Origin of the sequence: Paenibacillus sp. DMB5, assembly GCF_001517085.1 — a bacterium.
Classification (GTDB): domain Bacteria; phylum Bacillota; class Bacilli; order Paenibacillales; family Paenibacillaceae; genus Paenibacillus_AQ.
Map to the genome: position 1 here is coordinate 19,600 of NZ_LRAC01000164.1, position 11,216 is coordinate 30,815.

Consider the following 11,216-nt stretch of genomic DNA (forward strand, 5'->3'; position numbering starts at 1 on the left):
CTCCTAAGTTATACTATGAAAGACTTACTTCGACCATTACGCTTCTTCGCTTTTCTCCAGCTCCTCCAGAGTCAAAAGCAGAACCGAGGCCGTGTGCCGCCCTACTGCGGCATGCATCGAGCGTCTAACGCCCGGAATCCAGACGATATTGCCTGCAGCATCACAAACGAGGGGAATTCTAGAACGTTCGGAAGAAGGTATTTTATCGTCAATGTAAATATCTTTTACCTTTTTGCTTCCGTTTAATCCCATAACCCTTATGGTATCTCCAGGCAATCGGGAACGGACAGTCAGCGGCATGGCCAGCACCCTGCTGTCAAACCAGGCTGATGTCTTCCCCAAATCCTCCCCCTGTAAAGCAAAACTTTCCCTCTCCAGCACCGTCATCGTCATTGTTTTCCCAATCTCCGCGATTTCAAGGCGGGAGTCGGGCAAGGACAACCGATATGTATAGCTAACCTGCCGCTGCTGAGGCTTGGACGAGAATACAATGGTATCATACTGCCGCACACAGATCAGCCCTCCACCCAAGTCCAGAGTCCAGACGGTGGGGTGTTCCTGCAGCGTTCCCCGGCGTACTGCTTCAATCTTTAAAAAATCAGGTGATAAAGCATCCGCCGACAGATAATTTAATATTAGTTTAATCAAACGCCGTTGTAAAGCGGACGGCACGGCCGCAAATGCAGCTCTTTGCAAGGTGTATTTGCCATGCTCCGCCAAAACCAGCTCTTCAAAGCATTCTAACGCTTTCGCCTCCATAAACTCATCTTCAGCCCCGGTAATTTCGGACAGCTGAAGGAGCGACTGTTTCACTTTGGGGTTATATTTCTCAAGCATGGGCAGCAGCTCCAGCCGGACCGCATTCCGCTGATAATGAGTAAGCAGATTGCTGGCATCCAGAACGTACGGATATCCCTGCTCCTGGCAAAGCCCGATAAGAGCTGTTTTGTTAATACGCAGGAAGGGGCGGATGAGTTCCACCTTTTTTTCGGTTCTTTTCCAGCGCATACCGGCCAGTCCCGAGGGACCGCTTCCGCGCAGCAGCCGCATAAGCACGGTCTCTGCCTGGTCATCCGCATGATGTGCCAGCGCGACCGCACGCGCCCCGTAACGGCGGGCTGTTTCGATCAGAAACCCATACCGCTTCTCCCTGGCAGTCCCCTCCGGTCCTAATCCGCTGCCCTTGGCAATTGAGGGAATATCGAACTCGGCCAGCTCAAACGGTATCCCCAGTTCACCCGCAAGCGCCCGGACAAATCCGGCCTCTTCAATTGATTCTTCCCTGAACCCGTGATTTACATGGGCGCATACCAGCTTTAGCGGTGTCCATTTCCGGGATATTTCATGCAGGATACGCAAAAGAGCCACAGAGTCCGGCCCTCCGGAAACTGCGACTATAAGAGTGTCATGGGGCGCCCACAGCTCATGCTCTGCCGCGGACTCCATTACAGACTGCACCAGTCCATTCATCTGCTCCATCTACGGCTTCCTTTCCTGCCTGTTGATATACAGGTGCTTCAGCTTCATGCTCAGCCCCGGATCGTATGTATAATGTCAAAACCGGATTACCCAGTAAATTGTAAAAGCCAGTACAAACAGTGATAACATAAACGCGTTCTTGAGCCAGCGCGGTGTAGCCACTGTCTCTTTGGCCGGCTTCCGCTGGCCGTAGACATGCTGCTTCCATACAGCCGCCGCCTGCGCCGATCCCGGGAACCCGCCCTTGAGTGCCAGACACAGCCAGGAGGACAGCTTCTTGTCAGGGAGATTTCTGGCCAGGCGCAGCAGATCCTCTACATTCCGGGTCTGCGGAAGCTGCTGGGCGCATGCCTTGAGCCCATCCTCATTTAGAAGACGCAGACATAATACAGCAAAAGAAAACAGGTCGTAGCTCTCGTCCCCCGTACGGCTGCCGGCATTCCAGAACCCGCGGTCATGCCATTCGGTAAACTGCTTCACACTGCGGCCCATCGGGCTTGCACCGCCGTAGTCGATCAGCTCGGCCTCCCCGTAATCCGATACCATAACATTCTCCGGCTTCAGGTCACCGAATACAAAGCCGCATTCATGCAGCTTCTGCAGCTTCTCCAGCACCCGAAGTCCGACCAGCCCCAGCCAGGAGGGTCCTTGTCTGGCCAGAAAACGGTGCAGCGGCCGTCCCTCCACATAACGCATAACGTAGAAAGGTTCATTGACGCCATCCTTGAAATCGTCAGATTCCAGCAGGAACGAGGACAACGGAGACTCACGGCGCGCCCGGTGTTCGCTGCGTTTGCGGCAGGACTGCAGAGAGGTCAGCACATTGATCTCGGACTGCAGCTCAAGGGTATCGTTACCGACCTTTAGCGCATACTTCTCCCGTCTGCCTTCCCGCTGTACGAGATATACGGTTCCGTTCGCCCCTTTTCCCAGCATCCGTTCGACGACATAGCGGTTCCCCCGCCATTTGCCTGTAATTACCGTGCCTACTGGATAGGGTGGATTAGACGACATACCCACCAATCATCCCTTCTCGTTCATCGTGCTCTCCGCTCTCATAGCGGTCGCGGTGTTCATCCAGTTTATCATAACGGTAATGCTCAAGCACCCTGAAAATCGCCGGCCCGGTCGGAGTTGCGCCCCTCATCTTTAGCCTGCTGAAAAGAGAGCGGACTTCCGATACATTGCTGCTCCAGTCCATATCAAGCGTTGCCTCCTCGCTGCTGGACCGCCCCGGAAAATGAAATACGGCAATTTCGCTGCGCCCTTCACGGGCTTCCAGACTAAGCGCCAGGTCACGGATTGCTTCCTCTACAGCTGCAAGCTTGGGCTTCATGCTGGCACTTGCATCAATAAGCAGGGCAATGCGCAGAGGCGTTGTTTCAGTAAGCTCATCCACCACCGTTACCACCTGTGAGCGCTTGGCCGGTGGCAAATCCTCCAGTGAGCCTTCACCCAGAATTTTTTTTACCTCTTTATTAACCGCCTGCTGAATGGTCTGAACCACGGTCTTCCGCGTCATCATCTGCATCGTCTGTGCAAGCTGCGGTGTACCGACAATCCGGCTTAAGCCCCCGCCGGCCTTGGCGATGTCGGCAATCTCCCGGCTGCCCAGCTCCCCGATCGTTCCATAGTCGACCACCCCGACAACATTTACGGTGATTCCCTCCTGCCGGGCATGCGCCGCAGCCATCACCGGACTTTCCCCCACGTTTGAACAACCGTCAGTAATGAGCAGAATTTGTCTCATAACCCGTTCACTCCCCTTTGCCTTGTCTCTTTTCTAGCATATCCAAGGTTGAGAGATTTCAAACGCCGCTTAGGCTGCAAAATAGATGATAACAATTAAGGCGAACCTAGGGGAACTACGAGGAACTTTTGGGCTTCCGATCGCTGTTGTCCTCCGATTTCTTTAATTAGAACCGCTCTTTGCGGTTGAAATCGGAGGACAGCCAATGCTTCCGAAGCGAGCTTTCCTGCGGAAAGCTTTTAGGCGAACGCTACCGCTTCTACAGCTCCAAAATTCCTCTCCGTTCCGTAGATTTAACTTTAAAGTAACCACATGAAGCAAACTGCCTAAACAGCGGCATTTGAAAAGGGGGCAGAGCAAAGACGGGCGGGTCTAGTGAATGGACCCGCCGAAGATGAGCCTACGGAAAGCAGGCTTTTAACCCTTTGATAGAATACCTGACTCTGCCTATCAGCTTACCGTACGCGGACGCTCCATCCGGCCGATTCCGGGCAGGTGCAGACTGGACCACTGCGGATGATAATGATCCAGACGGCTGATGACAATGGTCATATCATCATGAATCTCATTCCCCTGATAGCGGATCACCTTCTCCAGCAGCTCGTCGGCCATATCCTGCGGATCATCGCCTTCAAGCTCCTGGATCAGCCGCTTCATCCATATCTCTTTATTAACGGCATATCCGGGCGCATCGTAAATACCGTCTGTCATCATAATGAGAATATCCCCCGGACGCAGCTGCATGCTGATGAGATCAACCTCGATATCCTTGATGATTCCAATGGGCAGGTTGCTTGAGGTAATCGGAATGACCTCACTGCCCGCCGGATAAAGCTTGGCGCAGATGCAATCTTCATAAAGGTAGTCTGCGCAGAATACTGGTCAATCAGCGCCATATCCACCGTGGCATAGAACTCATCCGGTGAACGGAGGAGCAGAATGGAATTGACGGATTTGACGGCCAGCTTCTCATCCATTCCTGACTGCAGCAGCTTCTCAAGCATCGACAGTGCAGCGCTGCTCTCCATACGCGCCCGTTCTCCGTTGCCCATGCCGTCACTGACAGATACGGCAAAGGTTCCATTACCCAGCTCAACCGTGCTGAAGCTGTCGCCGGACAGGATATCGCCGCCCTTTGCCGCACCTGCTACACCTGTGCTGACTTCATATGCCTTGGCCGAACCAAAGGTAACCATAGACAAGCCCTCGCGCGGATGGACGGCCGTCTCGCTGACTACGGCAATATTCTCCTCAAGAATGTCAGAGAGCAGCGGCGCAATCATTTTGCGGCATTCATCGAATCCCCTTGTATACGCATGGACAATTTCTATTTCAACCCGTCCAGGGTCCAGACTTAGAATCTCAATACTGTGGATGGACAGCCCCAGCTTCTCCAGCGCCTCACGGATCTGGCCCTCCTGTCGGTACATGGCCTGTCCTTCCCGTTTGATTTCCCTGGCCAGATCTCCATAACCTGGGAGACACCGGACAGCTGCTCGGCCACAAATTGCCGGCTGTCGTATATTTGCCGCTTCCAGCGCATATCATGCTGGTAAAGCTCATATTGTCCTTTCATCACTTCCAGGACGTCAGCCGTCTTCCCGCAGATCCGGTTCCATTCAGGGGGAAGCTGGGCCGCCGTAATATCCGGGCATTCTTCTACGGTAGTCATCATATCTGTCATGTATCTATAGGTCTGATAGAATTTGGCATCCCAGCAGTGCGTCCGCCGGATGCAGCCGGCGCAGGCTCCCTCTGTAACGGTACTCATGAAGTTTTCCATCTCGCGGTCGCTTTTGCCTGCCTCGGCAGCACGGGGAATCTGGCCGAAGCTGCTTGACAGCTGCTGAAACACCTGAGAAAACTGAGTCACCCGTTCAGCTGTAATATCCCGGACTCTACGTGCATATTCATGCTGGGAACGGCTGTGATCGGCTGTACCGGGGACGTACTTGGCAATAGCAGTAATAATTCCTTTCGGTGTTAGAAGAAACATCACTACAGCAGCGCAGGTTTCCCAGGTGGAGGCCATGACATCACCGGGACCGAGGAAATAGACGGATAGAATGGTTGAACCGAGCAGCATCCCCATGGATACGGCACCTTTGCGTCCCGACTGCATCATACCGGACAGCATGCCTGAAAAAGCAAGCAGGCTCATCTGATAAATGGCACCAACATTGGCAAGACTAAGAATCAGACCGGTTACCACACCGACCGCGGCCCCAAGCGGGGCTCCTCCGGCCAGCGCAAAGATCAGAATCAGGTATCTGGACAAGATATGTTCAAGGGACAGCCCGCTTACCGTCCAGCCCACAAGGCCAGTCATGACCGACGCAAGCAGAATGATCAGGCATAGAATCTCGTCGCTGCGCAGCGCCCTGCTCTTCATTTTGAAGGTAAACAACGGAAGCGCCTGCAAAAATACCAGAGTCAATACAAATCCCAGCAGGGCGTCGACCGCACACATCATCAGCGGGTACCAGGCAATCGACGGTCCGATCACAATCCGGAACAGGCCAACCATAAACGATGATACAAATACCATTAACGGTGCATAGGAAAGATCTACCCGCTGGAAGTTCTCCAGACCTTTATAAATCAGGAAAAAGATAATCAGCTCTGACGCTACAACAATCGCACCGGGAAATGGTGTGAACAGGCTTCCAAGAATAACCGCTGCCGCCACCGGCAGCACGGAATCTTTTCTCATAAACATAATGACAGCAAAGTAAGCGGCAGCAAAGGGTGACAGCTCGTCCAATATCATGGCCCGTCCTAACAGAAAGCCCATAAGACTCAGCAGCAGTGTCCATTTCTTCACCGATATCAGCTGGAGAAGCGGCTGTTTAAGCATCCAGTTCTTCACACGCGTGCCCCATGCCTCTTCCTTCTGCTCCTTGTCCTTGCTCCCGGCTCTGGTCCACTCCGGCAGATTCACCACATTGCTTTTGTTCATTCCTTCGCACCACCCGTTTGAGAATTTATGGTTCTCATTATAAGCGCACGATTCTATGAAAGTTTGTCAGAAACAGAGAGCAGTTCCTGAGAAATTTCCGACAAAAAAGCCAGCTCCGACATTATCTGGAAAATCCCATCCAACCCTTACGGGTCACAGGATTGACACGTCTTTAAGCTGTCCGGACGGACGGCAGCATAAAACCTGACAGCGTATATTCGTCAGCGATTGCCCCGGAGATATGTGAAATCGGCAAGGATGCTGTCGGCAATTTATGCGGCAACGACAAAAAAAATCCCACATAACAGGATCTGAACATGGAAGCCGGCCCAGACCCTTTGCGGGGACCCAAATACATAACAAAAAACCGCAGCGGCATTATGCCCCTGCGGTTATTATGCTGTACCAGTACCTTATTACACGCGTTTGGCTCCACGGCCGCCGCGTTTTCCTTCTGTGTTCTTCTTGATCGAAGACATCCGCTCTTCGCTATCTTTCAGGAAGCGTGACATTTTATCCTCGAATGAAGGTTTACCGGCTGCAGGCTTGAATGGACGCCCACCCCGTTCACGATTGTAACCACCGCCGCCTCCACCGCCGCCGCTGCCTCCGCCAAAACGGTCTCCACCGCTTGGACGTTCAGGTCTGGGAGCTCTTGGGGGACGTACTTCTGATGCCGGCTTATCAACAGCCTGCTTGATGGAAAGTCCGATCTTGCCGTCCTTGTCAACATTGATCACCTTGACGGTTACTACATCACCAATCTTTAAATGATCGTTAACATCCTTGACGTAGTTATCGGCGATTTCCGAAATGTGAACGAGACCTGTGACACCTCCTGACAGATCCACAAATGCTCCGAAATGCGTGATGCCTGTCACCTTGCCCTCTAACTTGGTGCCCACTTCAATTGCCATAGAATAAAATGATCCTCCCTTAAAAATATACAGACGAATATACACTTCATCCAGTCTGCGGTGATTTGATTATACAGTAAAGAGCAAATCAAGGCAACACAGCGAAAGCCTGATTTGGCCTGCTTTATTCCCCTGATTGCTCTGTACGGATTGGCAGTTCGCCCGGAAGATACATATTGTACCATTTCCGTGCCAGCTGGCCGATATATTCATCATCATTAAGCCTCGATACGTCGTATTTCAGCTGATTAAGCGAGGCCGTTACACTTTCATTCGTTGCCTGCTTTTTGGCAAGCACCTCACTCTTGTCCGCTATTGAAGCGCTCTGGGCAAAGAAAATGTAACCGGACCAGCTGAAAAATACAGTCATTACCGCAAGCCATATGAACTTTCTTCTCTTCGCACCTGCGGCCAAAGCCTTGCTTGCTGTTCCCTTCTCTTCCGCAGTAAATCTGTTCATGCGTCGTACCCCCATTGTAAGGTCAGCGTTTCCGCCATGCGGTTATCCATTCAATAGATCTCTTAAACCAGGCAGACTGATAGATCCTGGACACATATGGAGAGATCCATCTTACTGGTAATACCCAGATCGGCTTCGTTAGACGCAAGAGCAGCTTCAGAATAAATAACAGGATACGGCCGAGCAGCAGCAGCATTCCTCTACAAAGCCTCCAAAGCCAGCGCAGCGGTACACCTATTAAGATTTCCAGGGTTCTCCATAGCAGTCTGCACGTATACTGGACCGACTGAATTAACATTACCACAAATCGCCGCACCGTAACACTGAAGATCAAAAAATAGATCCATACGCCTAGAAAGAGCCCCAAAAAGACATAAAACCTCAATTGCCCCTGATTTCCGGCATACAGCATGCGGAACACCAGCAGCGCAGCCCATATCCAATACAGCAGGTCCAGCAGTGCATTCAGCCATTTGGGAAAGCTCAGCTTCAGCGACAGCACCCGGTAGCTGTCATAGGTCAATCCCATAGCTGTACCTGCCAGTATCATATAGATCAGGGTCATCCACTGAACTGCCGGATTCATTTAAACAGCTTGCCCAATATGCCCTTATTTTTCCCCTGTGTTCCGGGATCGAGATAAATCAGGGAATGGACATTGCCTTCCAGCGACAGAATACCGTTCTCCAGGCTAAGGTTCTTGATATGTAAATGGCTGCCGCGGATAGTGAGATGGCCAAGCTCCGTACGGAGCAGGAACTCCTCGCTGTCGAAGCTTTCTACATTCTGCACACCTGTCAGCTCCAGCTGCTTGCGGCTGCGCATGTGCAGATCATGCTGCTTACCTACTTTGACTGGCTCGATCATAGCATGTACCCCTCCTTCTTGATTCTAATCTATGGTGATCGGTGGGGTAATAGAACTGGCTGAATCTCCGGAAAATATAAAAAAGCACAGCTCTACATAACGTAAGCTGTGCTTGTGGTTATAGCTGTCTGCCTCTACCAGTCAAGACCGCTGCTTTTGGCAACAGGCTCCTCGCGGAGCAGGGTGTACATGCCGGCCGCCTCATCCTTGCGGGTGGTTTCAACCAGCTTTTCCACTTTGACGGTTACAAGCTTCTGGCCGAACTGCACTGTAATCTCGTCGCCGATCTTTACGGTGCTGCTGGGCTTTGATTCCTTACCGTTAATCAGCACCCGGCCCTGTTCGGACACATCCTTGGCCACTGTGCGGCGCTTGATTAGCCGGGACACTTTCAGATACTTGTCCAGACGCATTAGTTAACGGCTTCTTTGAGCTTGTTGCCAGCCTTGAAGGCCGGTACAGTCGATTCAGGGATTTCAATAGGTGTGCCCGATTGCGGGTTGCGGCCGGTACGGCCGGAACGTTTGCGGGTTTCAAAAGTACCGAAGCCGATCAGCTGTACTTTATCGCCCTTGGACAAAGCATCGGTAATTTCGCTAAGTACTCCGTTTAATACGGCTTCTACATCTTTTTTGGCCAATCCGCTTTTTTCGGAAATGTTGTTTACCAGATCTGTCTTGTTCATAATTTGAAGTTCCTCCTAGGATACAAAAAAATAAATGAAACGCGATAAGCTGCCAAAATATGCCGCCGATCGTCATTTCGTCTTTATGATATTCTTGATGCCGCCCGGAAATCCTGCCGCAAAACGTCGTTTTTTTGAAAAAACGCCTTCTTTGGCTCCAGGCACTACTACATTATAAACCTCATACGGCATTTGAAACCAGAAAATAAAGCCTTATTCCCAGCATTGCCGCTTCCTGCCGCAGCTATACGGCCACAGTAACATTTAATGGAAAATGGTTCATTTACTGATTCAGACCTACCTTACACGGTTACTTCCGCTCCTGCACCTTGGCTTCCTGCCATAACTGCTCCATCGTCTCCAGACTGCTCTCCTTCACACCTGTGCCCCGGTCCTGCAGCTGCTGCTCGATATAAGCAAACCGCGATACAAATTTACGGTTGGTGCGGGTCAGTGCCTCCTCCGGATCTGCACCGATGAAGCGGGCGGCATTAGTTGCTGCGAACAGCAAATCCCCCAGCTCCAGCATCTGATCCTCCGCCGCTGCGCCGCTCTCAATGGCCTCCTGCAGCTCATCGACCTCCTCGCGAATTTTGGCTAGAACATCCGTTATGTTATCCCAGTCAAAGCCGACCTTGGCGGCCTTCTTCTGCAGCTTGTAGGCTTTCATGAGTGCAGGCAGATCACGCGGGACTCCGCTCAGTGCCGACTCCGACTCGGGCTTCACACCCTTCAGCCGCTTTTCCTCCGCCTTCATCCCGTCCCAATTCTTTAGGGCTTCGTCCGCATCAGCAGCACTCATATCGCCAAACACATGCGGGTGGCGGAATATCAGCTTGTCATTCAGACCCTCAATAACATCATAGACGCTGAAGGTGCCCAGCTCCTCTTCAATCTGCGAATGGAGCATAATCTGCAGCAGCAGATCGCCCAGCTCCTCCTTCATGTGGTCCGGATCATCCTCGTCGATCGTTTCCAGCACCTCATAGGTTTCCTCGATCAGATTTTTGCGCAGTGATTCGTGTGTCTGCTCACGGTCCCACGGACAGCCCTCCGGGCTTCTCAGGGTATCGACAATTTCATGGAGCCGGGCAAAGGTGCGCCGGCGCGCGTGCTCCGCACGGTTCGCAGGGACATAGACCAGAGACAGATTGCCGTAACCATCAATCCGGTCCAGCTCATATAGCGGTACACGGAGAATCTGCTCCTCCTGCTCTACTCCAAGGGCATGTCCTACAATCACTTCATATTCCGCCGGGTACAGCTCCATCAGGCACAGCTTGGTCTCGGAGGCCGTAAAGCTGTCATAGACCTGTCCAATCAGCGTATGCAGCTCAGGCTGGAGCTGCGAGCTGCGGATGCCGGAAGCATCCAGCAGCTGAAAGCCTTCGATCGGATCAAAGCCGAGCCGCACAAAAGCTTCATCCAGAAAGCTCTCGCCGCCGAGAATCTCGAGCGTGATCCCTGCTTCAGGGCAGCGCCGGCGCAGCTGGGAAACTGCCGACTCCGCCACCATCGGATGGCCCGGAACCGCATAGACAATTTCGGTCCCGTCAGGTGCGGCAAGCGCTTCTTCTATTAACCTCGAGGTAATGGCTTCGTAGACCTCCGGGAAAGAGTCCAGTGACTCATACAGCGCGTCAAAGGACTGTGAGGCAATCTCAAGCTCCTTCAGAGCCGCCATCACCGGATGCTCGGCTGTTCTAACGTAGACAATTGCTGCCGCCTTCAGTTTTTTGATAATACCTAGCGTCAGCCGGTCCGGATTGCCTGATCCCAGGCCGACTACTGTTAATCTTGCACTCATTCCGTTCCACTCCTCCTTGGCCTGCCGCAATATTTGTTAAACCGGGGGCAAGGCCTAACATGCCATCATGATTATATTGGTTCGAATGAAAAGGGTAAGGATTATGCCCGCTGTCCGTTCGGCTGACCGCCCTCTAAGGGAACAGGCGCAGCCTCTTCAGCTTGTCCGCAAGCTTCGGGCCGAAGCCCGGCAGCTGGCGCAGCTCGCTCTCGCTGCAGCAGCCGCAGCCTGACAGCGCCCAGCCCAAAGACCGCGCAGCCCGCCAGCACGCCCAGCAGCGTCTGCGCCAGGC

The 11,216-nt window shown here is 52.6% G+C and carries 11 protein-coding genes and 1 pseudogene; 1 reads left to right on the forward strand and 11 read right to left on the reverse strand.

What is annotated here, in order from left to right:
• Nucleotides 1-36 precede the first annotated feature (36 nt).
• From tilS to AWJ19_RS30755, 10 genes and pseudogenes are all read right to left on the reverse strand, one after another.
• Nucleotides 37-1,479 (reverse strand): tRNA lysidine(34) synthetase TilS, encoded by a 1,443-nt coding sequence (tilS, locus tag AWJ19_RS30705; protein WP_068729233.1) that lies wholly within the window; start codon nt 1,477-1,479, stop codon nt 37-39.
• A gap of 75 nt (nt 1,480-1,554) precedes the next feature.
• On the reverse strand, nt 1,555-2,493 hold the full coding sequence (locus AWJ19_RS30710; protein ID WP_068729235.1) for a serine/threonine protein kinase: 939 nt from the start codon (nt 2,491-2,493) through the stop codon (nt 1,555-1,557).
• Nucleotides 2,483-3,229: a vWA domain-containing protein gene (locus tag AWJ19_RS30715; RefSeq protein WP_068729237.1), complete on the reverse strand. Its 747-nt coding sequence runs from the start codon at nt 3,227-3,229 to the stop codon at nt 2,483-2,485. The genes AWJ19_RS30710 and AWJ19_RS30715 overlap by 11 nt, the downstream gene beginning before the upstream one ends.
• Nucleotides 3,230-3,679: 450 nt before the next feature.
• Nucleotides 3,680-6,188: pseudogene (gene spoIIE / locus AWJ19_RS30720) on the reverse strand (stage II sporulation protein E).
• A gap of 416 nt (nt 6,189-6,604) precedes the next feature.
• A complete protein-coding gene (locus AWJ19_RS30730; protein ID WP_068729242.1) occupies nt 6,605-7,105 on the reverse strand; it encodes a S1 domain-containing RNA-binding protein in 501 nt (166 codons plus the stop codon).
• A 124-nt stretch (nt 7,106-7,229) separates the two neighbouring features.
• Nucleotides 7,230-7,565, reverse strand: coding sequence for a septum formation initiator family protein (locus AWJ19_RS30735; protein ID WP_068729243.1), 336 nt, complete (start codon nt 7,563-7,565; stop codon nt 7,230-7,232).
• Between the two features lie 22 nt (nt 7,566-7,587).
• On the reverse strand, nt 7,588-8,151 hold the full coding sequence (gene yabQ, locus AWJ19_RS30740) for a spore cortex biosynthesis protein YabQ (RefSeq protein WP_068729245.1): 564 nt from the start codon (nt 8,149-8,151) through the stop codon (nt 7,588-7,590).
• Nucleotides 8,148-8,432 (reverse strand): sporulation protein YabP, encoded by a 285-nt coding sequence (yabP, locus tag AWJ19_RS30745; protein ID WP_068729246.1) that lies wholly within the window; start codon nt 8,430-8,432, stop codon nt 8,148-8,150. The genes yabQ and yabP overlap by 4 nt, the downstream gene beginning before the upstream one ends.
• A 134-nt stretch (nt 8,433-8,566) precedes the next feature.
• Complete coding sequence (locus AWJ19_RS30750) at nt 8,567-8,845, reverse strand: RNA-binding S4 domain-containing protein (RefSeq protein ID WP_042171862.1); 279 nt, start codon at nt 8,843-8,845, stop codon at nt 8,567-8,569.
• Complete coding sequence (locus tag AWJ19_RS30755) at nt 8,845-9,117, reverse strand: HU family DNA-binding protein (protein ID WP_039868883.1); 273 nt, start codon at nt 9,115-9,117, stop codon at nt 8,845-8,847. The genes AWJ19_RS30750 and AWJ19_RS30755 overlap by 1 nt, the downstream gene beginning before the upstream one ends.
• 34 nt (nt 9,118-9,151) lie before the next feature.
• Between AWJ19_RS30755 and AWJ19_RS35475 the strand changes: the two genes are divergently transcribed.
• Complete coding sequence (locus AWJ19_RS35475; protein WP_157890119.1) at nt 9,152-9,295, forward strand: hypothetical protein; 144 nt, start codon at nt 9,152-9,154, stop codon at nt 9,293-9,295.
• Nucleotides 9,296-9,427: 132 nt separating this feature from the next.
• Here AWJ19_RS35475 and mazG read toward each other — a convergent pair whose 3' ends face one another.
• Nucleotides 9,428-10,924, reverse strand: coding sequence for a nucleoside triphosphate pyrophosphohydrolase (gene mazG / locus AWJ19_RS30760; RefSeq protein WP_068729248.1), 1,497 nt, complete (start codon nt 10,922-10,924; stop codon nt 9,428-9,430).
• Nucleotides 10,925-11,216 lie beyond the last annotated feature (292 nt).

What these genes read in the sequence shown, in the direction of transcription:
- tilS (WP_068729233.1), bottom strand. Translation starts at nt 1,479, where the DNA reads ATGGAGCAGATGAATGGACTGGTGCAGTCTGTAATGGAGTCCGCGGCA.
- AWJ19_RS30710 (WP_068729235.1), bottom strand. Translation starts at nt 2,493, where the DNA reads ATGTCGTCTAATCCACCCTATCCAGTAGGCACGGTAATTACAGGCAAA.
- AWJ19_RS30715 (WP_068729237.1), bottom strand. Translation starts at nt 3,229, where the DNA reads ATGAGACAAATTCTGCTCATTACTGACGGTTGTTCAAACGTGGGGGAA.
- AWJ19_RS30730 (WP_068729242.1), bottom strand. Translation starts at nt 7,105, where the DNA reads ATGGCAATTGAAGTGGGCACCAAGTTAGAGGGCAAGGTGACAGGCATC.
- AWJ19_RS30735 (WP_068729243.1), bottom strand. Translation starts at nt 7,565, where the DNA reads ATGAACAGATTTACTGCGGAAGAGAAGGGAACAGCAAGCAAGGCTTTG.
- yabQ (WP_068729245.1), bottom strand. Translation starts at nt 8,151, where the DNA reads ATGAATCCGGCAGTTCAGTGGATGACCCTGATCTATATGATACTGGCA.
- yabP (WP_068729246.1), bottom strand. Translation starts at nt 8,432, where the DNA reads ATGATCGAGCCAGTCAAAGTAGGTAAGCAGCATGATCTGCACATGCGC.
- AWJ19_RS30750 (WP_042171862.1), bottom strand. Translation starts at nt 8,845, where the DNA reads ATGCGTCTGGACAAGTATCTGAAAGTGTCCCGGCTAATCAAGCGCCGC.
- AWJ19_RS30755 (WP_039868883.1), bottom strand. Translation starts at nt 9,117, where the DNA reads ATGAACAAGACAGATCTGGTAAACAACATTTCCGAAAAAAGCGGATTG.
- AWJ19_RS35475 (WP_157890119.1), top strand. Translation starts at nt 9,152, where the DNA reads ATGAAACGCGATAAGCTGCCAAAATATGCCGCCGATCGTCATTTCGTC.
- mazG (WP_068729248.1), bottom strand. Translation starts at nt 10,924, where the DNA reads ATGAGTGCAAGATTAACAGTAGTCGGCCTGGGATCAGGCAATCCGGAC.